General features: G+C 73.6%; 19 protein-coding genes. 11 read left to right on the forward strand and 8 right to left on the reverse strand.

Going from position 1 to position 21571, the window contains the following annotated elements:
• Nucleotides 1-8: 8 nt before the first annotated feature.
• The 4 genes from BMW67_RS01390 to BMW67_RS01405 all read right to left on the reverse strand — a co-directional run bounded on the left by BMW67_RS01390 (nucleotide 9) and on the right by BMW67_RS01405 (nucleotide 4278).
• A complete protein-coding gene (locus tag BMW67_RS01390; protein WP_072746846.1) occupies nucleotides 9-1220 on the reverse strand; it encodes an acetyl-CoA C-acetyltransferase in 1212 nt (403 codons plus the stop codon).
• Between the two features lie 29 nt (nucleotides 1221-1249).
• On the reverse strand, nucleotides 1250-1873 hold the full coding sequence (locus BMW67_RS01395) for a glutathione S-transferase family protein (RefSeq protein WP_072746847.1): 624 nt from the start codon (nucleotides 1871-1873) through the stop codon (nucleotides 1250-1252).
• Nucleotides 1874-1981: 108 nt separating this feature from the next.
• Nucleotides 1982-3760, reverse strand: coding sequence for an acyl-CoA dehydrogenase C-terminal domain-containing protein (locus BMW67_RS01400; RefSeq protein ID WP_072746848.1), 1779 nt, complete (start codon nucleotides 3758-3760; stop codon nucleotides 1982-1984).
• 125 nt (nucleotides 3761-3885) lie between these two features.
• Nucleotides 3886-4278 (reverse strand): MerR family transcriptional regulator, encoded by a 393-nt coding sequence (locus BMW67_RS01405; protein WP_072746849.1) that lies wholly within the window; start codon nucleotides 4276-4278, stop codon nucleotides 3886-3888.
• A gap of 147 nt (nucleotides 4279-4425) precedes the next feature.
• On the opposite strand from BMW67_RS01405, the gene BMW67_RS01410 reads away from it, so the two are divergent.
• The 3 genes from BMW67_RS01410 to BMW67_RS01420 all read left to right on the forward strand — a co-directional run bounded on the left by BMW67_RS01410 (nucleotide 4426) and on the right by BMW67_RS01420 (nucleotide 7212).
• Complete coding sequence (locus BMW67_RS01410; RefSeq protein WP_072746850.1) at nucleotides 4426-4893, forward strand: PaaI family thioesterase; 468 nt, start codon at nucleotides 4426-4428, stop codon at nucleotides 4891-4893.
• Nucleotides 4890-5408, forward strand: a complete 519-nt coding sequence (locus BMW67_RS01415; protein WP_072746851.1) for a PaaI family thioesterase — start codon at nucleotides 4890-4892, stop codon at nucleotides 5406-5408. The genes BMW67_RS01410 and BMW67_RS01415 overlap by 4 nt, the downstream gene beginning before the upstream one ends.
• A gap of 382 nt (nucleotides 5409-5790) precedes the next feature.
• Nucleotides 5791-7212 carry an MATE family efflux transporter gene (locus tag BMW67_RS01420; protein ID WP_072746852.1) on the forward strand — a complete coding sequence of 474 codons (1422 nt, stop codon included), beginning with the start codon at nucleotides 5791-5793 and terminating at the stop codon, nucleotides 7210-7212.
• Here the strand turns inward: BMW67_RS01420 and BMW67_RS01425 are convergent.
• Nucleotides 7181-9424, reverse strand: a complete 2244-nt coding sequence (locus BMW67_RS01425) for a primosomal protein N' (RefSeq protein WP_072746853.1) — start codon at nucleotides 9422-9424, stop codon at nucleotides 7181-7183. The genes BMW67_RS01420 and BMW67_RS01425 overlap by 32 nt on opposite strands.
• A 111-nt stretch (nucleotides 9425-9535) precedes the next feature.
• Here BMW67_RS01425 and fsa point away from each other — a divergent pair, with 111 nt between their 5' ends.
• Genes fsa through BMW67_RS01440 form a run of 3 tightly spaced genes read left to right on the forward strand, consistent with a single transcriptional unit; the run spans nucleotide 9536 to nucleotide 11967 of the window.
• A complete protein-coding gene (gene fsa / locus BMW67_RS01430; protein ID WP_072746854.1) occupies nucleotides 9536-10189 on the forward strand; it encodes a fructose-6-phosphate aldolase in 654 nt (217 codons plus the stop codon).
• Nucleotides 10190-10210: 21 nt separating this feature from the next.
• Nucleotides 10211-10945: a DUF484 family protein gene (locus tag BMW67_RS01435; RefSeq protein WP_072746855.1), complete on the forward strand. Its 735-nt coding sequence runs from the start codon at nucleotides 10211-10213 to the stop codon at nucleotides 10943-10945.
• Nucleotides 10946-10947: 2 nt separating this feature from the next.
• Nucleotides 10948-11967, forward strand: coding sequence for a tyrosine recombinase XerC (locus BMW67_RS01440; RefSeq protein ID WP_072746856.1), 1020 nt, complete (start codon nucleotides 10948-10950; stop codon nucleotides 11965-11967).
• Here the strand turns inward: BMW67_RS01440 and BMW67_RS01445 are convergent.
• Nucleotides 11964-12593, reverse strand: a complete 630-nt coding sequence (locus tag BMW67_RS01445) for a TetR/AcrR family transcriptional regulator (protein WP_072746857.1) — start codon at nucleotides 12591-12593, stop codon at nucleotides 11964-11966. The genes BMW67_RS01440 and BMW67_RS01445 overlap by 4 nt on opposite strands.
• A 197-nt stretch (nucleotides 12594-12790) precedes the next feature.
• On the opposite strand from BMW67_RS01445, the gene BMW67_RS01450 reads away from it, so the two are divergent.
• The 5 genes from BMW67_RS01450 (at nucleotide 12791) to BMW67_RS01470 (ending at nucleotide 19540) form a co-directional block, all read left to right on the forward strand.
• Nucleotides 12791-13252, forward strand: a complete 462-nt coding sequence (locus BMW67_RS01450; protein ID WP_072746858.1) for a (2Fe-2S)-binding protein — start codon at nucleotides 12791-12793, stop codon at nucleotides 13250-13252.
• A gap of 1 nt (nucleotide 13253) precedes the next feature.
• Nucleotides 13254-15431: a xanthine dehydrogenase family protein molybdopterin-binding subunit gene (locus BMW67_RS01455; protein WP_072746859.1), complete on the forward strand. Its 2178-nt coding sequence runs from the start codon at nucleotides 13254-13256 to the stop codon at nucleotides 15429-15431.
• 366 nt (nucleotides 15432-15797) lie between these two features.
• Nucleotides 15798-17534 carry a thiamine pyrophosphate-requiring protein gene (locus BMW67_RS01460; RefSeq protein WP_072746860.1) on the forward strand — a complete coding sequence of 579 codons (1737 nt, stop codon included), beginning with the start codon at nucleotides 15798-15800 and terminating at the stop codon, nucleotides 17532-17534.
• Nucleotides 17535-17698: 164 nt separating this feature from the next.
• A complete protein-coding gene (locus BMW67_RS01465; protein ID WP_072746861.1) occupies nucleotides 17699-18682 on the forward strand; it encodes a porin in 984 nt (327 codons plus the stop codon).
• A gap of 186 nt (nucleotides 18683-18868) precedes the next feature.
• Nucleotides 18869-19540, forward strand: a complete 672-nt coding sequence (locus BMW67_RS01470; protein WP_072746862.1) for a YggS family pyridoxal phosphate-dependent enzyme — start codon at nucleotides 18869-18871, stop codon at nucleotides 19538-19540.
• A gap of 346 nt (nucleotides 19541-19886) precedes the next feature.
• Here the strand turns inward: BMW67_RS01470 and BMW67_RS01475 are convergent, their stop codons facing one another.
• Complete coding sequence (locus BMW67_RS01475) at nucleotides 19887-20408, reverse strand: L,D-transpeptidase family protein (RefSeq protein ID WP_072746863.1); 522 nt, start codon at nucleotides 20406-20408, stop codon at nucleotides 19887-19889.
• Nucleotides 20405-21508 carry a GTP cyclohydrolase II gene (gene ribA, locus BMW67_RS01480; protein ID WP_072746864.1) on the reverse strand — a complete coding sequence of 368 codons (1104 nt, stop codon included), beginning with the start codon at nucleotides 21506-21508 and terminating at the stop codon, nucleotides 20405-20407. Before ribA ends, BMW67_RS01475 begins: the two co-directional genes overlap by 4 nt.
• Nucleotides 21509-21571: the final 63 nt, after the last annotated feature.

The raw sequence follows: 21571 nt of genomic DNA on the forward strand, positions 1-21571 counted from the left end.
GTCGGTCCTCACACGCGCTCGATGATGGTGGCGGCGCCCATGCCCGAGGCGACGCACAGGGTGCACAGCGCGGTGCCCTTGCCCGTGCGCTCGAGCTCGTCGAGCGCGGTGTTGATGATCATGGCGCCGGTCGCGCCCAGCGGATGGCCCATGGCGATGGCGCCCCCGTTCACGTTGACCTTGTCATGGTCCACGTCGAAGGCCTGCATGAACAGCAGCACCACCGAGGCGAAGGCCTCGTTCACCTCGAACAGGTCGATGTCCTTGATGGACATGCCCGCGTTCTCGAGCACGCGCTGGGTGGCCGGAACCGGCCCGGTCAGCATGATGGTCGGGTCGGTGCCCACCCGCGCCACGGCGCGGATGCGCGCGCGCGGCTTCAGGCCCATGGCCTCGCCCGCCTCTTTCGAGCCGACCAGCACGCCCGCCGCGCCGTCGACGATGCCCGACGAGTTGCCCGCGTGGTGGACGTGCTCGATGCGCTCGAGCTCGGGGTATTTCAGGATCGCCACCTTGTCGAAGCCGGGCATGGTCTCGCCCATGTCCTTGAAGGCGGGCTTGAGCGCGCCCAGGCTCTGCATGTCGGTGTCGGGGCGGATGTATTCGTCGCGCTCGAGGATCGGCAGGCCGTTCTGGTCGCGCACGGTCATCACCGAGCGCGCGAAGCGGCCCTCGGCCCAGGCGCGGGCGGCGCGCTTTTGCGATTCCACCGCGTAGGCGTCGCAGTCGTCGCGGCTGAAGCCGTATTTCGTGGCGATGATGTCGGCCGAGATGCCCTGCGGCACGAAGTAGCTTTTCCACGCCAGCGTCGGGTCCACGGCGATCGCGGCGCCGTCCGAGCCCATGGGCACGCGCGACATCATCTCGACGCCGCCGGCCACATACATGCCGCCCGCGCCCTTGGCCTGGTTGGCGGCGATGTTCACCGCCTCCATGCCCGAGGCGCAGAAGCGGTTGATGGACAGGCCCGGCGCCTTCTGGTCGTAGTCCGAGTAGAGCACCGCCGAGCGCGCCAGGCACGCGCCCTGCTCGCCGACCTGGGTGACGTTGCCCCAGATCACGTCCTCGATCTTCGAGGTGTCGAGCCCCTCGTTGCGGCGCTTGAGCTCGTTGAGCACCTCGGCCGACAGCCGCACCGAGGTGACCTCGTGCAGGCTGCCGTCCTTGCGGCCCTTGCCGCGCGGGGTGCGCACGGCGTCGTAGATGTATGCCTCGGTCATGTTCGAGTCCTTCCTTGCAGGCCGATCGCTCAGGCGGATTTCGGCATCAGGTCGTAGGGGGCCTTCCAGCCCGGCATCGCCTTGATGCGGTCAAGCCAGGCGACGATGTTGGGATAGGCGCCGAGGTCGAAGGGCAGCTCCTCGCCATAGTAGAGGTAGCCGCAGATCGACAGATCGGCGATGGACAGGCCCGGCGTGGCCACGAAGTCGCGGCCCGACAGGCGCTGGTCCAGGGTCTTGAGCGCGCCCTTCAGGCGCGACTGCAGAAAGCCGAGCACCGCGGGGTCGCGCTTGTCCTCGGGCATGAAGTGGCCGATGAAGCGCAGCGGGGCGACGATGGAGGTGAAGCTGTAGTTGTCCCAGAACAGCCAGCGGAACACCTCGAGGCGCTCGTCCTCGTTCGCCCAGCGGAACTTGCCCTCGCGCTCGGAAACGTAGTCCAGGATCACGGCCGACTGGCTGATGCTGCGCCCCTCATGCTCGAGCAGCGGCACCTGGCCCATGTCGTTCTTCTCGAGGTAATCGGCCGAGCGGTGCTGCCCCTCGAAGAAGTTGACGAAGACGGGCTGCCAGTCGGCGCCGGCCAGCTCCAGATACAGCGCCGCCTTGTAGGCGTTGCCCGACTGGGCGAAGCAATGAAGCTTGTAGGTCATGCGGATCTCTCCCTGCGGCGCGGCGGGCCGCGCCCATGTGCGGCGCGCGCCCCTCCCGGCGCGCGCGGGCGGCGCGGGGCGCGGACGGGCCGCCCCCGCGCCGTTTGCTCAGAACGCCTCGGCGTCCAGCGCCATGACCGGGGCGGCGCCGGTCTGGATGCGCGCCAGGCGCAGCGCCGTCTCGGGCAGGTGACGGGCCATGTAGTAGCGCCCCGTGGCCAGCTTGGCGGCGTAGAACGGGTCGTCCTTGCCGGCGGCGATGGCCTCGCGCGCGGCCTTGGCCATCATCGACCAGGCATAGCCAAGGCAGACATGGCCGAACAGGTGCATGAAGTCGGTCGAGCCGGCCAGCGCCTCGTTCGGGTTCTTCATGCCCTGCTGCATGAAGAACATGGCCGCGGCCTGCAGGTCCTTCGAGGCCTTCTTCAGCGGCTCGAGGAAGTCCTTCGCCAGCTCGGGGTCGCCCTCGTTCTGCTTGATGAAGGTCTTGACCATCTCGAAGAAGGCCATGACGTGCTTGCCGCCGTCGAGGCCCAGCTTGCGCCCGACCAGGTCCAGGGCCTGGATGCCGTTGGCGCCCTCGTAGATCATGGTGATGCGGGCGTCGCGCACGAACTGCGACATGCCCCATTCCTCGATGTAGCCGTGGCCGCCGAAGATCTGCTGCGCCTGGACCGTGGACTCGAACGCCTTGTCGGTCAGGAAGCCCTTGATGACCGGCGTCATCAGCGCGATCAGGCCGGCCGCGTCCTTGTCGCCGCCGCGCAGCTCGCGGTCGATCAGCGAGGCGCCCCACAGCACGAACATGCGCGCGCCCTCGACGAAGGCCTTCTGGTCCATCAGCATGCGGCGCACGTCGGGATGCACGATCAGCGGATCGGCCGGCTTGTCGGGCGCCGCGGCGCCGGTCACCGCGCGGCCCTGCAGGCGCTCCCTGGCGTAGGCGACGGCGTTCTCGTAGGCGACGGCGGCCTGCGCCAGGCCCTGCATGCCGACGCCGATGCGGGCCTCGTTCATCATCGTGAACATGGCGCGCAGGCCCTTGTGCTTCTCGCCCACCAGATAGCCCACGGCGCCGTCATAGTTCATGACGCAGGTCGCGTTGCCGTGGATGCCCATCTTCTCTTCGATCTTGCCGCACGAGACGGCGTTGCGCGCGCCAAGGCTGCCGTCCTCGTTGACCAGGAACTTGGGCACGATGAACAGCGAGATGCCCTTCACCCCCTCGGGGCCGCCGGGGATCTTGGCCAGCACAAGGTGGATGATGTTCTCGGACATGTCGTGCTCGCCGGCCGAGATGAAGATCTTCTGGCCGGTGATGCGGTAGGTTCCGTCCTCCTGCGGCTCGGCCTTGGTGCGCAACAGGCCCAGATCGGTGCCGCAATGGGGCTCGGTCAGGTTCATGGTGCCCGTCCACTCGCAGGTCACCATCTTGGGCAGATAGGTGCGCTTCTGCTCTTCCGAGCCATGGGCGCGGATGGCCGAATAGGCGCCGTGGGTCAGGCCCGGATACATGGAGAAGGCCATGTTGGCGGCCGAGTGCATCTCGCCCACCGCGGTGGCCAGGATGTAGGGCATGCCCTGCCCGCCATATTCGGGGTCGCAGTCAAGCCCGGTCCAGCCGCCTTCGCGCAGGGTGTCGAAGGCCTCCTTGAAGCCCTTGGGCGCGCGCACGACGCCGTTCTCGAAGGCGCAGCCCTCGACGTCGCCGACGCGGTTGAGCGGCGCCAGCACGTCGCGTGCGATCTTGCCGGCCTCTTCGAGGATGGCCGAGGTGAAGTCCTCGGTCATGTCCTCGTAGCCGGCGACGCCGGCGGCTTCGTGGATCTTCAGCGTCTCGTGCATCGCGAACAGCATGTCGCGGATGGGGGGGGTGTAGGTGGGCATGTCGCGCTCCCTGCATGGTCATGTGCTGCGGCGCGCCGCGGCGGGCGCGGCCGGCGGAAAGGCTTGCGTGCGGTCGCCGGGCCAGGCATCCGGGCCGGCGGAGGTCGGTTGATTCGGGTCGGGCGTCACTCGGCCGCGTCGGCGCGGGCGCGGCGGGCGATCTCCTGGCGGGCGACCTCCATCAGGTCGCGCAGCTCCTGGATCGCCTCCTCGAGCTCGGTCTTCTGGGCTTCGAGCTTGCCGATCTGGCGGTTGGCGCTCTCGATCCAGACGGTCATCTGGGTCAGCTCGTCGACGTCGTAAAGCTCGAGCCACTGGCGGATCTCGTCCAGCGAGAAGCCGAACCGCTTGCCGCGCAGGATCAGCTTCAGCCGCGCGCGGTCGCGATGGGTGAACAGGCGCTTCTGCCCGTCGCGCAGGGGCTTGAGCAGCTCCTTGTATTCGTAAAAGCGCAGCGTGCGCGGCGTGACGCCGAACTCGGCGCACATCTCGGAGATGGTGCTGTATTTCTCGGTCATGCGGGCCTCCCGGTCCGTCGGCGAATCTCTGCGCGGACTATCGTTGACGTTGACGTAAGATGCAAGCGCCGAGCGCCGCGCGGGATGGACGCACCCGCGCGCCACGGTATACAGGATTGCGCGCAAGACGATGAAAGGACGGCGAAGATGACCGCGGCGGAGCCCGACAGACAGGCGAAGATCGGACAACAGTTCATCCAGGCCGTGCCCCACATGCGCGAGCTGGGCATTGAGCTTCTGGCCATCGGCGGGGGCGAGGCCAGGATGCGCGTGCCCTATGACGAGCGATTCGTGGGCGATCCGAAGACGGGGGTCATCCATGGCGGCGTGCTGACCGCGCTGCTCGACAGCTGCTGCGGCGCGGCGGTGATGAGCCACCCCGGCGGCCCCGCGGGCACGGCGACCATCGACCTGCGCATCGACTACATGCGCGCCGCGCGCCCGGGCCGGGCGGTGACCGCGCACGCCACCTGCTACCGGCTGACGCGCTCGGTCGCCTTCGTGCGCGCGCTGGCCTTCGAGGACGACCCCGACGACCCGGTCGCCGCCGCCCACGGCGCCTTCACCGTCGAGCGCCCCGCCAGGGCGGGCAAGTCGGGCGGAGGCAAGGCATGAGCGCGCGCCCCCCCATCGAGCCCGTCCAGGTGGTCAAGGCCCGCCGCGACGCGGCGCTTGCGCGGTTGACGGGCGGCATTCCCTACGCCCGCTTTCTGGGCGTCAGCTTCCAGCGTCTGGGCGACGAGATCACCGCGCAGCTCAGCTTCGACCCCAAGCTGATCGGCAACCCGATGCTGCCGGCGCTGCATGGCGGCGTGACGGGCGCGTTTCTGGAGCTGACCGCGCAGGTCGAGCTGGCCTGGTCCATCGTCTGGCGGCGCATGGAATCGGGCGGCGAGGCGGCCGCCGCCATCGAGCGCGGCGAGTTTCCGCCGATGCCCAAGACGGTTGATTTCACCGTGGACTATCTGCGCTCGGGCCTGCCGCGCGACGCCTATGCGCGCGCGCGCGTCAACCGGGCCGGGCGGCGCTACGCCTCGGTGCATGTCGAGGCTTGGCAGGACAATCGCGACAAGCCCTTCGCCGCCGCCACGGGGCATTTCGTGATGCCCCGGCTGGACGAAGCGGGATGAGCGCGCCGGCGCGCGGCGCCGGCGTCTCGGGCCAGATGCCGGGGCGGATGCCGGGGCGGATGCGGCCGCTGATGCGGGGGCGGATGCGAGGTCGGCTTCGCGATCCGCTTCGGGACGCGATTCGGCGCCGCATGCGGGGCGGCGTCAGGGTCGGCGTTCGGGCCGGCGTTCGGGGCGGCGTTCGGGGCGGCGCTCGCAGCCGCATTCGGAGCGCGGGCCGGGGCGGGGCTCGGGACGCGATCTTCGGCGCAGTCTTGAGCGCCTGCCGGGGAGCGCCCCGGGGCGCAGTCCTGGGCGCGAGCCGAGGAGCGCCTCGGGGCGCGATTCGGGATGCGATCCGGGATGCCATCCGAGCACGGGCGCCGCGCCCGGCGCGCGGCGCATGAGCGCGGCGTGCGGCGTCGCGGGCGCGCCGATCGGGCATCGGCGCATCCTGCGCATCGCCACGCCCATCATGCTGTCGAACGCCACCGTGCCGCTGCTGGGCGCGGTGGACACGGCCGCCGTGGGCCAGATGGGCGCCGCCGCGCCCATCGGCGCCGTCGGGCTGGGCGCGGCCGCGATCGGGCTGGCCTACTGGGCGTTCGGCTTTCTGCGCATGGGCACGACCGGGCTTGCGGCGCAGGCGCGCGGCGCGGGGGACGAAGCCGAATCGGGCGCGGTCCTGGCGCGCGGGCTGCTGATCGCCCTGTGCGCGGGCGCGGCCATCGTCCTTCTGGGCGGCGCGATCGTGGCGTTGACGCTGGCGCTGTCGCCCGCCTCGGCCGAGGTCGAGGCCATGACCGCCGACTACCTGTCGCTGCGCCTTTGGGGCGCGCCGGCGGCGATCTCGGTCTATGCGCTCACGGGCTGGCTGATCGCGGCCGAGCGCACCCGCGCCGTGCTGGCGCTGCAGCTGTGGATGAACGGGCTGAACGCGGCGCTCGACGCCTGGTTCGTGCTGGGGCTGGGCTGGGGCGTGAGCGGCGTGGCCGCGGCGACGCTGGCGGCCGAGCTGTCGGGCGCCGCGCTGGGGCTGTGGCTGTGCCGCTCGGCCTTCGCGGCGCTCTGGCGCGGCGCGGCGGCGCGGGCGGGCGCGGGCGCGCGCGCCGGACGGCGGGCGATGGCGCTGGTGCTGGACCGCGCGCGGCTGCGGCGCATGGCGGGGGTGAACGCCGACATCCTGGTGCGCTCGGTGCTGCTCGAGGCGGGGCTGGCCTTTTTCGTCTTTCGATCCGCCGCGGCCGGGGATGCGGCGCTGGCGGCCAACCAGGTGCTGCTGCAGTTCCTGATGATCTGCGCCTATGCGCTGGACGGCTTCGCCTTCGCCGCCGAGGCGCTGGTCGGCCAGGCCTTCGGCGCACGCGATCCGGCCGCCCTGCGCCGCGCCGCGATGCTGAGCGCACGATGGGGGCTGGGCTGCGCGGCGGCGCTGTCGGGCGCCTTCGCGCTGGGCGGCGGCGCGGCGATCGACCTGATGGCGGCCGCGCCCGAGGTGCGCCTGACCGCCCGCGAGTTCCTGCCCTGGGTCGTGGCCCTGCCCCTGGCCGGCCTGCCCGCCTGGATGCTGGACGGCGTGTTCATCGGCGCCACGCGCACGCGCGACATGCGCGTGGCGATGATGCAATCCGTGCCCGTCTATGCGCTGGCCTGGGCCGCGCTGACCCCGCTGATGGGCGCGCACGGGCTGTGGGCGGCGCTGACCGTCTTCTTCGCCGCTCGCGGCGCGACGCTGGCGCTGCGCTATCCGGCGCTCGAGCGCGCGGCCGCGGGGTGCGAAAGCGGCGGCGCGCTCACAGAAAGCTCTGCGGGTCGATGTCGATGACCACGCTCACGCCCGGCTCGGGGCGCGTCGCGGCCCGCCAGGCGCGCAGCGCCGCCTGAAGGGGCGCGCCGCGCGGAGCCTTGACCAGAAGCCGCACGCGAAACCGGCCGCGGATGCGCGCGATGGGCGCGGGCGCGGGGCCGAACAGCTGCGCGCCCGCCTGCTCGAGCGCCGCGCCCGCGCGCGCAAGCGCCTCGGCGGTGCGCCAGACGCGCGCCTCGTCGGGCCCCGAGACGATCACGCCCGCCATGCGGCCGAAGGGCGGCGCGCCGGCGGCCTCGCGCTGGGCGGCCTCGCGCTCCCAGAAGGTTTCCTCGTCGCCCGACAGGATGGCGCGGATCACCGGGTGATCGGGCGCATAGGTCTGCAGCAGCGCCGCGCCCGGCCGGTCGGCGCGGCCCGCGCGTCCGGCCACCTGGCGCAGCAGCTGAAAGGTCTTCTCGGCCGCGCGCAGATCGCCGCCCTTCAGCCCCAGATCGGCGTCGATCACGCCCACCAACGTCAGCAGCGGAAAGTTGTGCCCCTTGGCCACCAGCTGCGTGCCGATGATCACGTCCGCCTCGCCCGCCGCGATGGCGGCGATGCGCGCCTTGAGCTGCTCGGCGCTTTGCGCCAGGTCCGAGCTGAGCAGCGCCGTGCGCGCCTTGGGAAAGCGCGCGCGCGCCTCTTCGGCCAGACGCTCGACCCCCGGCCCCAGCGCCGCCAGCGCGTCGGCGCGCCCGCATTCGGGGCAGGCCTTGGGCACGGGGCGCGAGTGCCCGCACTGGTGGCACACCAGCCGCCCGCGCAGGCGGTGCTCGACCAGCCAGGCGTCGCAATGGGGGCAGCCCATATGCGCCCCGCAGCCCCGGCACAGCGTCAGCGGCGCATAGCCGCGGCGGTTGATGAACAGCAGCGACTGCTCGCCGCGCGCCAGGCGCTCGTTCACCGCGCGCGCCAGCGGCTCCGAGATCCACTCGCCGCGCGGCGGCGCGTGGCGGCGCATGTCCACCGCCTGCATGCGCGGCATCACCGCCGGGCCGAAGCGCTCGGGCAGGTCCAGGCGCCGATACTTGCCCGCGCGCGCATTCGCCCATGTCTCGAGCGCCGGCGTCGCCGAGGCCAGCACCGCCGTCGCCCGCCCCAGCGCCGCGCGCAGCACCGCCATGTCGCGCGCGTTGTAGCGCGGGCCGTCCTCCTGCTTGTAGGAGCCGTCGTGCTCTTCATCCACCACCACCAGGCCAAGATCGCGGAAGGGCAGGAACACCGCCGAGCGCGCCCCCACCACCACCTGCGCCTGGCCCGAGGCGGCCGCGCGCCAGCAGCGCCGCCGCCCCGCGTCGCCGGCGGCCGAGTGCCACTCGGCCGGGCGCGCGCCGAAGCGGCGCTCGAACCGGTCCAGAAAGGCCGCCGTCAGCGCGATCTCGGGCAGCAGAACCAGCGCCTGGCGGCCCTGGCGCAGGCATTCGGCGACCGCCTCCATGTAGACCTCGGTCTTGCCCGAGCCGGTGACGCCCTTGAGCAGGAAGGTCGCGTAGCCGCGCGCGGCGACGCTTTGGCGCAAGGCCTCGGCGGCCTCGTCCTGCGCGGGCGAAAGGGCGGGCGGCGCGAAGGCGGGGTCGAGCCGCGCGAAGGGCGGATCATGGGGGGCGAGGCGGGCGCTCAGCGCGCCCGCCGCCTCCAGCCCCTTGACGACGCCGGGGCCGACGCCGGCCTGGCGGGCCAGCTCGGCCGGCTCGAAGGGCATGCCGTCATGGGCCTCGAGAAAGGCGATGACGCGCCGCCGCGCGGGGGTCATGCGCTCGGGCCGCTCGGGCCCCAGGGTCAGCAGGCGGCGCATGCGCGGCGCCTCGCGCAGCCCGGGCGCGCGCGAGGCCAGGCGCAGGACCTGCCCCAGCTCGATCAGCGTGTAGTCGGCCGCGCGGGCCAGAAAGCGCCGGGTCTCGGGCGTCATGGGCGGCAGGTCCAGCCGCCGCGCCAGCGGCTTGAGCCGATCGGGCGGCAGCTCGGCCGAGGGCGGCCCCCAGACCAGCGCCAGGGCCCGGCGCGGGCCGATCGGCGCCTCGACCCAGTCGCCCGCGCGCACGCCCCCGGGCGGGGCGAGGTAGTCCAGCGGCTTGTCCACCGGCAGGGCCGGCAGCGCGCTCAGCGGGGCGCCCTCGGGGAAGAAGGCGTCCTCGTCCGGCGCGGCTTCGCCCCGGGCGCCCGCCTTCGCGGGCCGCGCCGCGCCCATCAAAACGGCTGTGGCCGCGCCGGCGCGGCTGGTCTATTGTGCGCGCCCATCAACAGGCCGCGCCCGGACGGGCGGCGCGGCGCATGGGCGACAAGGATCGGAACGCGCATCATGAAGTTCTTCGTTGACACTGCCGAGATCGACGAAATCCGCGACCTTGCCGAAACCGGCATGGTCGACGGGGTGACCACCAACCCCTCGCTTATCATGAAATCCGGGCGGAACATCCTGGAAGTGACGCGCGAGATCTGCGCGCTGATCGACGGCCCGGTTTCGGCCGAGGTCACGGCCACCGAGGCCGACGCCATGATCGCCGAGGGCCGCAAGCTGGCCGAGATCGCCCCCAACATCGCCGTCAAGGTGCCGCTGACCTGGGCCGGGCTCAAGGCGTGCAAGGTCCTGTCGGACGAGGGCAAGATGGTCAACGTCACGCTCTGCTTCTCGGCCAGCCAGGCGCTGCTGGCGGCCAAGGCGGGCGCGACCTTCATCTCGCCCTTCATCGGCCGGCTGGACGACATCGGCCTGGACGGGATGCAGCTGATCGCCGACATCCGCCAGATCTACGACAATTACGACTTCAAGACCGAGATCCTCGCCGCCTCGATCCGCACGATCAACCACGTGCAGGAGGCCGCGCGCGTGGGGGCCGACGTGGCGACCATTCCGCCGGGCGTGCTGCGCAAGCTGGCCGACCATCCGCTGACCGACAAGGGTCTGGCCGCCTTCCTGGCCGACTGGGAGAAGACCGGTCAGAAGATCATCTGACCCCGGGGGACGCGCGCCCAGATGACCGACGCCGCCGATTCGCCCCCCGCCGCCGCGCCGCGCGACCCCGAGCTGGCGGCGCGCGTGCGCGCGCTGCTGACCGCCGATCCGGGCCTTGTCCTGGACGACATGGAGGTGATGCGCGCGCTCGTCGCCGCGCAGGGAGCGGCGGCGGGGCGCAACGTGGTCGATCTGCGCGGCGCGCTGGTCCAGCGGCTCGAATCGCGGCTGGCCGCGCTCGAGGCGCTGCACCGCTCGGTGCTGTCGGCCGCCTACGAGAACCTGGCCGGCGCCGCGCAGATCCATCGCGCGGCGCTGGCCATGCTCGAGGCGCCCGACCTGACCGAGGCGCTGACGACGCTGGAGGCGCGCGTGCCGGCCATGCTGGGGGTCGAGGCGATCCGCCTCGGGCTCGAGGCCGCCGGCCCGGCGCGCGCCGCCGCGCCCGCCGTCGCGCCGCTGCCGCCGGGCGGGGTCGAGGCCTACATGAATCTCGGGCGCGAGGACGCGCATCGCCGCGTCGTCCTGCGCCGCTTTCCCGCCGGGCTGCGCGGGGCGGGCGCGCTGTTCGGGCCGGCCGCGTCCGGGCTGGGCTCGGAGGCGCTGGTGCGGCTGGACCTGGGCCCCGAGGCGCCGCCCGCGCTGCTGGCCTTCGGCGCGCGCGACCCCGGGCGCTTCACGCCCGACCAGGGCGGCGACCTGCTCGACTTCTTCGGCGGCGTGCTCGAGCGCCTGCTGCGCCGCTGGGCGGGCTGAACATGCCCCCCGCCCCGGCCGAGCTGCTGGAGCGTTTCCTCGACCATCAGCGCGGCGTGCGCGCGGCCTCGCCGCACACGCTGGACGCCTACCGGCGCGACGTCTCGTCCTGGCTGGGCTTCGTGGCCGCGCGCCGCGGGGGGGCGCTGAGAGCGGCGGATCTGGGGCGCGTCGCGCTGGCCGATCTGCGCGCGTGGATGGCGGCCGAGCGCGCCGCCGGCCTTGGCGCGCGCTCGCTGCGGCGGCGGCTGTCGGCGGTGCGCAGCTTTCACCGCTGGCTGGCCGAGGCCGAGGGGATCGAGGCCACGGCGCCCCTGGCCATGCGCGGCCCCAGGGCGCCGCGGCGCCTGCCCCGCCCGGTCTCGGCCGAGGCGGCGGCCGCGCTCATCGACCATGCCGCCGAGGCCGACGCGCCCGACTGGATCGCGGCGCGCGACGCGGCGGCGCTGACGCTGCTTTACGGCTGCGGGCTGCGCATTTCCGAGGCGCTGGCGCTGCGCTGCGCCGACGCGCCGGGGGGCGTTGCGGGCGACTGGCTGCGCATACGAGGCAAGGGCGGGCGCGAGCGCATGGTTCCGGTCCTGCCCGCCGCGCGCGAGGCGGTGCGCGCCTACATGGCGCTGCGGCCCGGACCGGCGCGCCCCGAAGATCCGCTGTTCATCGGCGCGCGCGGCGGGCCGCTGGGGCCGCGGGCGCTGCAGCGGCGCATGGCCCAGGCGCGCCAGGCGCTGGGCCTGCCGCCCAGCGCGACGCCCCATGCCCTGCGCCACGCCTTCGCCACGCATCTGCTGGCGGCCGGCGGCGATCTGCGCGCGATTCAAGAGCTGCTGGGCCATGCCTCGCTGTCCACCACGCAGATCTACGCGGCGGTGGACGAGGCGCATCTGATGGCGGTCTACGACGCGGCCCACCCGCGCGCCCGCGCGACGGGCGCCGACGCCCCCGACGCGGGGGACGGAACGGGGGACGGGACGAGCCCCTCCGCCGACCGCCCGGCCCCGCGCCGGCGCCGACGGCCCTAGCCCTGCGCCGGGTCCTGCCCCGAGCCCTGTCCGGCGCCCTGCCCGTAGCGCGCCAGGATCATGCGCACGGCGCTGTCGACCACCGCCTCCATGGCGCGTTCGTCCAGCGGAGCGCCGCCATGGATCACCGGCCAGAAGCCCTGCCCCTTGAGCAGGCTCAGGAACTCGGCCGCCGCGCGCTCGGGATCGTCGACGCGCAGCGCGCCCGCCCGCGCCGCATCGGCCATGAAGGCGGCGATGGGGGCGCATTTGTCCAGCCGCTCGGCCATCTCGGCGGCCAGGGCGGGGTCGCGCATGGTCTCGCCCATCACCATCCGGGCAAGGCGCATGAAGTCGGGCGACATCATCAGCCGCCCCTCGGCCCAGGCCAGCGCGCGCAGCTGCGGCGCGACCGGCGCGGCGGGGTCGAAGCGCAGGTCCAGCGCCACCGACAGCTGCGCCGACATGCGGTCCACGATCGCGTTGAACAGCGCCAGCTTGCCGTCGAAATGGTTGTAGACGGTGCGTTTGGACACCTGCGCGCGCGCGGCGATGCGGTCCATCGAGGCGCGCAGATAGCCGCGCTCGAGGAACTCGTCCACCGCCGCCTCGACAATCTGCTCGCGCTTGCCCGCCGCAGGGCCCATGGGCCGCCCTCCCGTCGCCGGCGCGCCACCGCGCGCCGCGCTGATGCCGCCGTTCATGCTGCGTAGCACCGCGCGAGCGCAAGGTAAACGCGCGGGTTTACACGTTGCGGCCCGCAAGTATACTGCACCGTGCAGTTTACCTGCCCCCAAGCTGTCCCGCCGCGTCGCTGCCGGCGCCGGGCGACAAGGAATGCGACATGACCATCGAACTGACCGTCAACGGTCGACGCCGAAGCGTCGAGGCCGACCCCGAAGCCCCCCTTCTGTGGGTCCTGCGGGACGAGCTGAACCTGACCGGAACGAAATTCGGCTGCGGCGTGGCCGCCTGCGGCGCCTGCACCGTGCATCTCGACGGCGAGCCCGTGCGCGCCTGCCAGACCGCGCTGGCCGACGCCGCCGGGGCCGAGATCGCCACCATCGAGGGCGTCTCGGGCAAGGCCGCCGAGGCCGTGCGCGCCGCCTGGCGCGAGCTTGACGTGGCCCAGTGCGGCTACTGCCAGTCGGGGCAGATCATGTCGGCCGTCGCGCTGCTCGAATCGAACCCCGCGCCGGACGACGCCGCCATCGACGCGCACATGAGCGGCAATGTGTGCCGGTGCGCGACCTATCCGCGAATCCGCGCCGCGATCCATCGCGCCGCCCGCATGATGGAGGGCTGACATGACCGTTCGCACCGACCGACGCGGCTTTCTTGGCCTGGCCGCCGCCGCGGGCGCGGCGCTGGCCGTCGGCTTCGACGCGCAGGGCGCGCTGGCCGCCGGCGCCGCCGATGCGCCCGGCGCCGCCTTCAACCCCTTCGTGCGCATCGCGCCCGACGGCGCGGTGACCGTGATCGCCAAGCATTTCGAGATGGGCCAGGGCGCCTCGACGGGCCTGGCGACCCTTGTCGCCGAAGAGCTGGGCGCCGACTGGGCGCAGATGCGCGTCGCCTTCGCGCCGGCCGATCCGTCGCGCTACGCGAATCTGCTGTTCGGCACGCAGGGCACGGGCGGCTCGACCGCGATGGCCAATTCCTGGCTGCAATACCGCAAGGCCGGCGCCGCCGCGCGCGAGATGATCCTGCGCGCCGCCGCCGCCCGCTGGGGAGTCGATCCAGCCGAGCTCGACATCGTCGAAGGCCAGGTCCGCGGCGCGGGCCGCTCGGCCGGGCTGGGCGAATTCGCCGCCGACGCCGCCGCGCTGACGCCGCCGGCCGAACCGGCGCTCAAGCCCGCCTCGGCCTTCCGGCTGATCGGCGCGCCGGATCTGCGCCGGCTCGACGGACCGTCCAAGACCGACGGAACGGCCGAATTCGCCATGGACGTCAAGGTTCCGGGCATGGTCTGGGCCGTGATCCTGCGCTCGCCGCGCCATGGCGCGCGCCTGACGGGCTTCGACGCCGCGGGCGCGCAGGCCGTGCGCGGCTTCGTGGACGCGCGCGCGCTGCCCAACGGGGCCGGCGTCGCCGTCTATGCGCGCTCGACCTGGGCCGCGATCAAGGCGCGCGAGGCGATCGAGGCCAGCTGGGACGAGGCCGAGGCCGAGACGCGCTCGACCGACCGGATGGAGGCCGAGCACCTGGCCCTGCTCGACGCGCCGACCTATCAGGCGCGCGGCGAGGCCGCCCAGGCGGCCGCCGCCCTGTCGGGGGCCGCGCGGGTGGTCGAGGCCGACATGCTGCTGCCCCATCTTGCGCACGCGCCGATGGAGCCGCTCAACTGCGTCATCGAACCGCTCGAGGACGGCGTGCTGATCCATGACGGCTGCCAGTTCCCCGGCCTGACCCAGCCCATCGTCGCCGCGGTTCTGGGCCTTCGGCCCGAACAGGTGCGCATCCGGACCGTGTTCGCCGGCGGCTCGTTCGGGCGGCGCGCGAACCCGACCAGCGACTACCACGTCGAAGCCGCGCTGGCCTTCGCCGCGCTGGGCGGCAAGACGCCCGTCAAGCTGGTCTGGACGCGCGAGGACGACCTGGCCGGCGGCTACTACCGCCCCATGGCCGCGCACCGCGTGCGCGTCGGGCTGGACGCGGACGGGCGCGTCGTCGGCTGGGATCACCGCATCGCCGCGCAATCGATCATGAAGGGCACCGCCTTCGAGAGCGTGACCGTGCATGACGGCGTGGACCACAGCTCGGTCGAAGGCGCGGCCGACACGCCCTACGCCATTCCGGCCATGTCGGTGGGGCTGAGCGACTGGACCTCGCCGATCCCGGTTCTGTGGTGGCGCTCGGTCGGACACAGCCACACCGCCTTCGCCATGGAGACGGCGCTGGACATGGCCGCCGAGGCGGCGGGGCGCGACCCGCTCGAGCTTCGGCTCGAGCTCTTGTCGGGCGAGTCCGACGACCACCGCCGCCTGTCGGGCGTGCTGCGCCTGGCGGCCGAGAAGGCCGGCTGGGGCGCGCCGTTGGCGGCCGGACGCGGGCGCGGGCTGGCGGCGCACAAGTCCTTCGGCAGCTACGTCGCGACGGTGGTCGAGGTCACCGCCAGGGACGGGCGGGTGCGCATCGACCGCGTGGTGTGCGCCGTCGATTGCGGCACGGCGATCAATCCCGACATCGTGCGCGCCCAGGTCGAGGGGGCGGTCGGCTTCGGCATCGGCCATGCGATGCGCAACCGCATCACCTTCGACAACGGGGCGGTCGAGCAGACCAACTTCCCCGACTACGAGCCCCTGCGCATGGGCGACATCGGCGCGATCGAGGTGCATGTCGCGCCCTCCGAGGCGCCGCCCTCGGGCATCGGCGAGCCGGGCACGCCGCCCGCCGCGCCGGCGCTGGCCAACGCCATCGCGGCGGCGACGGGGGTGCGCCCGCTGAAGCTGCCCATCACGCGGGCGGGGCTCTCCTTCGCCTGAGGGCCGGAACGCGGGGCCGGGGCGCGCGCCGTCCCGGCCCTTGCGCCGGATCTCGCGCGGCGCGCCGGGCAAGGCCGGCAGCCCAAGGTAAGCCCGCCGCGCGGGTCGCCGTCCGGCCGCGCCGGCCAGGGCCGCGCGTGCTCCCACCGCGCAAGGCGGCCCTTGCGCGATGGCACACCCGCGCACCCCTGCCGGCGCGCCGCCCCACCGCGCGCCCCGCGCGGCTCCGCGCCGCGCGCCGGCCCTTTCCACGCCGCGGGATTCGCTCCCCTCACCCGCGGCGCGCTCTTGATCGGGTCCGCGCCCGGCCGCACCATCCCCGCAATCGCGCGGCCGGAAGGCGCGCCGGCGAACGGAGCAAGCGGCATGAGCGAGACCGGCGAGGCGCCCGTCCCATCGGGCGGCGAGATCTTTCCCCGCCTTCAGGCCCTGGGCGTGACGCACGTCTTTTGCAACTCGGGCACCGATTTTCCGCCGATCATCGAAGGGCTGGCCCGCGCCGCCGCCCAGGGGCGCGCCCTGCCGCGTCCCGTCGCGCTGGCGCACGAGCACGTCGCCATGGGCATGGCGCATGGCGCCTGGCTGGCGACGGGGCGGCTTCAGGCGGTCATGCTGCACACCAATGTGGGCCTGGCCAACGGCGCCATCGGCGCGATCAACGCCGCGCATGACCGCGCGCCCATCATCCTCATGTCGGGCCGCACCCCGGTCGTCGAGCAGGGCCGCTTCGGCGCGCGCACCGTGCCCATCGGCTGGGGGCAGGAGATGCGCGACCAGGCCGCGCTGGTGCGCGAATCGGTCAAGTGGGACTACGAGCTGCGCTTTCCCGAGCAACTGCCGGGCCTGCTCGACCGCGCCGCGGCGATCGCCCGCTCGACCCCCGCGGGGCCGGTCTATCTGAGCCTGCCGCGCGAGGTTCTGTGCGAGCCCATCGCTCCCTCGTCGCCCGAGGCGCCGCCCATGGCGCCCGCCCGCGCCGCGCCCCCGCCCGACGAGATCGCGCGCCTGGCCCGCTGGATCGCCGAGGCGCGCAACCCCGTGGTCATCGCCCAGCGCGGCGCCGGCTCGGCCGAAGGGTTCGCCGCCATGGACCGGATCGCGCGCGGCTGGGGGCTGCCGGTGTGGCGCTGGTGGGCCACGGCGCTTGCCCTGCCGACCGACCATCCCATGGACGTCGGCGCCGATCCGGGGCCATGGATCGCCGAGGCCGACCTGATCGTGGCGCTTGACTGCCTCGCGCCCTGGCAGCCCGACCTGCACCGCCCCGCGCCCGATGCGCGGGTGGTCCATCTGGGGCCCGACCCGCTGCAGATCCGCACGCCCGTGCGCGGCTTTCGCGCCGACATGGCGCTGGCGGGCGAAACGGCCGAGATCCTGACCATGCTCGAGGCCGCCCTGGCGCCGCTGCGCAAGGGCCGCGCGCAGGCGCTGGAGGCGCGCGCGCGCAAGGTCGCTCAGGCCGCCGCGCGCATCCGGCGGGCGGCGATCGAGGCGGCGCGGGCGGGCGGACGCGCCGCGCCCATGAGCAAGGCCTTCGTCTCGTGGCGCCTGTCGGCGGCCATCGCCCGCGCCGGGCGCGAGCAGGACGCGGCGGTGTTCTCGGAGCTGGGCTGCCCGCTCGACCCGCTGACGCTGCGCCGCCACGACGCCTGGCGGCAGGAGCCGCATTCGGGCGGGCTGGGCTTTGGCCTGCCGGCGGCGCTCGGCTTCCAGCTGGCCGCGCCCGAGCGGCTGGTCTTCGCCACCATGGGCGACGGCAGCTACATGTTCGCCAACCCCGTCGCCTGCCACCAGGCGGCCGAGGCGCTGGGCCTGCCGGTGATCGGCGTCGTGCTCAACAACGCCGAATGGGGCGCGGTGCGCCAGTCGGCGCTCGGCCTCTATCCAGACGGCCACGCGGCGCGCGCCAACGCCGCGCCGCTGACCTCGCTCGACCCGAGCCCGGACTTCGCCATGGTCGCCGCCGCCAGCCGCGCGCATGTCGAGACCGTCGAGACCCCCGACCAGCTGGACGACGCGCTGGACCGCGCCATCGCCGTCGCCGCCATCGAGCGGCGGCAGGCGCTGCTCGATGTCCGCGTGCAGCGCAGCATGAACGGCTGAGCGGAAATTTCCGTTGCTTTTTGGCTACATGGCAGCGAAGCCGGCGCCCCTGACGCCACGGCGCTGTTGCGCTGCACGCAATGGCGCGGCATCCATCAGGCGGCGGAGCCCAGCCGGCAGCCAGGACTCCCCCCTTTCTTTCGTAACCAGATGCGAGCAACGACATGACCCTTTTCAAGGCAACCAGCTCGGCGATCGCCCTGTGCGCCTTCGCCGCCGCGCCGGCCTTCGCGGCCGAACCGCTCAAGGCCTCGGTCGGCGGCTACATGGCCGCGGGCTTCGGCTATCTGAAGGAAGCCGGCTCGACCGAGGACGGCTCGTTCGGCGTGATGCGCGACGGCGAGATCCACTTCAAGGTCAAGGGCGCGGCCGACAACGGCCTGACCTTCTCGGCGCAGGTCGAGCTCGAGGCCTTCACCACGGACGACCAGATCGACGAGAACTTCGTCAAGGTCGGCGGCAAGTTCGGCGAGGTGATGATCGGCGGCAACGACAGCGCCAAGACCCACCTGACCGTCGGCGTGCTCTACGCGCCGACCGACAAGGTCGGCTACTATGACGACGACGCGACGCAGGGCCTGTCGGGCGGCATCGACGGCGCCTCGGACTCGGTCGGCATCCACTACTTCTCGCCGAACTTCTCGGGCTTCCAGCTGGCCGCCTCGTGGCAGCCCAACGCCACCGCCGACGGCGCTTCGGACACCAACGCGCTCTCGACCGGCGGCGACGACGTCTACGCCATCGCCGCCTCCTATGCGCGCGAGTTCGACGGCCTGGACCTGGCCCTGTCGGCCGCCTACGAGAAGACCGACGTCTCGACCAACGACGACACCTACGGCTTCGGCGCCGAGCTGGGCTGGCAGGGTCTGCGCCTGGCCGCCTATGCCGAGCAGAACTATGACGAGTCGTGGGACTACGCCGGCGGCGTCGGCTACCAGACCGGCCCCTGGACCATCGCGGGCGGCTATGCGCGCACCGACGCGGACGGCCAGGACGACGTCGACACCGTGTCGGGCTGGGTGAGCTACGCGCTGGCGCCGGGCGTCACGGCCACGGCCGCGGCCGCCTACGCCACCGGCGGCACGGTGCCCGCCGGCACGAACGACGACGGCGTGGTCGCCATGACCTACCTGTCGCTGAACTTCTGATCGCTCGGATCAGGCGACGTCTCTTCGGGGGAGCGGGCCGCGCGTCCGCTCCCCCTTTCGCGTCCGAGGCCGGCGGCGCGGGGCGGAAAGCGCTTGAAATCCCGGCCTTGGCCCGGCACAGCTCGGAACCCAGGCGAGGCGGCGCCCGCGCGGGCGCGCCCGATCCAACGCAGGAGCCAGCAGACCATGTCGCTTGCCGAGATCCGCAACCGCATCGCCCAGGCCGAGCGGCGCGCCGGGCGGCCCGAAGGGTCGGTGACGCTGGTCGCCGTGTCGAAGATGCAGCCGCTCGAGCGCGTGATCGAGACGCTCGAGGCCGGCCAGCGCGTGTTCGGCGAGAACCGCGTGCAGGAGGCCGCCGGCAAGTGGCCGGCCCTGCGCGAGCGTTTCGCCGGCGTCGAGCTGCACCTCATCGGCCCGTTGCAGACGAACAAGGTTCGCCAGGCGCTGGAGCTGTTCGACGTGATCCAGACGCTCGACCGGCCCAAGCTGGCGCGCAAGCTGGCCGACGAGGCCCAGGCCCGCGGGGCGTGCCCCCCGCTCTACGTTCAGGTCAACACGGGCGAAGAGCCGCAAAAGGCCGGCGTGGCCCCCGCCGAGGCCGACGCCTTCATCGCCGAGTGCCGGGCCATGGACCTGCCGCTGGTCGGGCTCATGTGCATCCCGCCCGTGAACGAAGAGCCCGCGCCCCATTTCGCGCTGCTGCGCAAGATCGCCGAGCGCAACGGCCTGTCCGGCCTGTCGATGGGCATGAGCGACGATTTCGAATCGGCCATCTCGCTGGGCGCGACGACGGTGCGCGTGGGCTCGGCGCTGTTCGGCCCGCGCGAGGCGGGCGGCGGCTCTCGGCCGGCCTGACGGCCCGGCGCGGGCGGCGGAACAGGGCCGCGCCGATCGGGCGGGCCGATCCGGGCCGGCATGATGGCGGCGCCACCGACCGGGGGGCCGATCCGGGCCGGCATGATGGCGACCGCGATGATCCTGCCCCCAATCCTGGCCGCCCGATCCCGGCCCCTGATCCGGGCCGCCCGATCCCGCCCCCAAGTCCCGGCCGCCCGAGCCCAACCGCCCCGAGCGAACGACGCCGCCCCGGCCGGGCGTCCGTCGCGCGCAGGTCGAAGGGCGAAGACCGGCCGCCAGGGCCGCGCAGCGCCCCCAAGACGTGCGCCGCGCCCCCGGCGCGTCGCCCGCCACCCCCGCCCCCTCAACGCCGCGGGGGCGCGAGCGGGCCGGGGCGGATCTCGATGCGGCTCCAGGGCCGCCAGCCGGCCAGGATGCGGCGCAGGTCGCGCTCGGCGAAGGCGACGCAGCCCTGGGTCGGATGGCGCGGCCCGCGCCAGACGTGCAGGAATATGGCGCTGCCCGCCCCCGGCCTTGGCGCGGCGCGGTTCCAGTCGATGTCGCCCACCAGGTCGTAAAGGCGATCGGCGCGGCGCATGCGCTCGGCGCCGAAGCCCCGCCCCAGCCGCACGGGCCGGTTGTAGAGCGGATCGGCCGGATCGTCGGACCAGCCCATCCCCGGCCCGATGGCGCGCGCATCCGCCCGCGGCCTCGGCCCGCGATCGGGCCGCCACCACACCCCCAGCAGGGCGAAGCGCCCGGCGGGGGTGACGCCGTCGCCCTCGCGCTTGTCGCGCGCGATGCCGCCCCGCCCCACCGCGCAGGGCATGAAGCGCCCGCGAAACAGCGCGCCCCAGGGGGTGACGAGCAGATCGTCCGGGCTCACATCAGATGCCCGCTCTTGGCGGCCTTGGTGCGCAGATAGGCGGCGTTGAGCGGGTTCTCGCCCACGATCAGGGGAACGCGCTCGGCCACCGTCAGGCCCGATTGCTCCATCATGCCGACCTTGCGCGGGTTGTTGGTCAGCAGCCGCACCGCCGAAAAGCCCAGCCGCCGCAGGATCGTGGCGCCGATGCGGAAATCGCGCTCGTCATCCTCGAAGCCGATGCGGTGATTGGCCTCGACCGTGTCGAAGCCCTGATCCTGCAGCGAATAGGCGCGCATCTTGTTCGCGAGGCCAATGCCCCGCCCCTCCTGGTTGAGGTAGAGCAGCACGCCCGCCCCCTCCTGCGCCATGCGCGCCAGCGCCGCGCGCAGCTGCGGGCCGCAGTCGCATTTGAGCGAGCCGATCACGTCGCCCGTGAAGCAGGCCGAATGCAGCCGCGCCAGCACCGGCGCGTCGCGGGGCGGATCGCCGATCTCGACCGCGTAATGCTCTTCCGAGCCGTCGCGCGGGCGAAAGACATGCACGCGCCCCGCCTCGGAGGCGGCCAGCGGCACGCGGGCGCGCGCAACCGGGTCCACGACCAGCGCCTCTGCCTCGGCGGCCGCCAGCTCGGCCGCGTCCAGCACCGACAGGCCGTGCTCGGCCGCCAGGGCGCGCGCCTGCTCGGCCCCGCCGGGCAGCTCGGCCACCAGCGCGGCGGGCAGCAGATGCGCCTGCTTGGTCAGGCGGATCGCGGCGCGGTGCAGGTCGGCCGGGCCCTCGCGCCGGGTGCGGAACGGCCCCTTGAGCGGCGCGTCCAGATCCGAGGCCGGATCGGCGGCGCTGCGGATCAGCGCGGCGCCGTCCTCGGGGCCGAGGATGATGCGCGCGATGTCGCCGTCATAGGCCCGGGCCTTGAGCGTTTCGGCCCGCCGCGCCGTGATCGCCAGGTCCAGCGACGCGCCCAGGCGCCGCATGTCCTCGAGCCGCTCGGGCGCCAGCGCCTCGGCCGCGCCGATCAGGGCGGCGCGCGCGCCGCTGGTCAGGGCCGCCGCCGCGCCGATGCGCAGCTCGGCGCGCGCGCGCGCGGCGCGCTCCTCTATGGTCAGGGCAAGGGTCATGGCGCCTCCGGGGTCATGGCGCGTTATATAGGGCGCTGGCGGGCGTTGAAACAATCGCCCGCC

Source organism: Oceanicella actignis (assembly GCF_900111545.1).
Taxonomy (GTDB): Bacteria; Pseudomonadota; Alphaproteobacteria; order Rhodobacterales; family Rhodobacteraceae; genus Oceanicella; species Oceanicella actignis.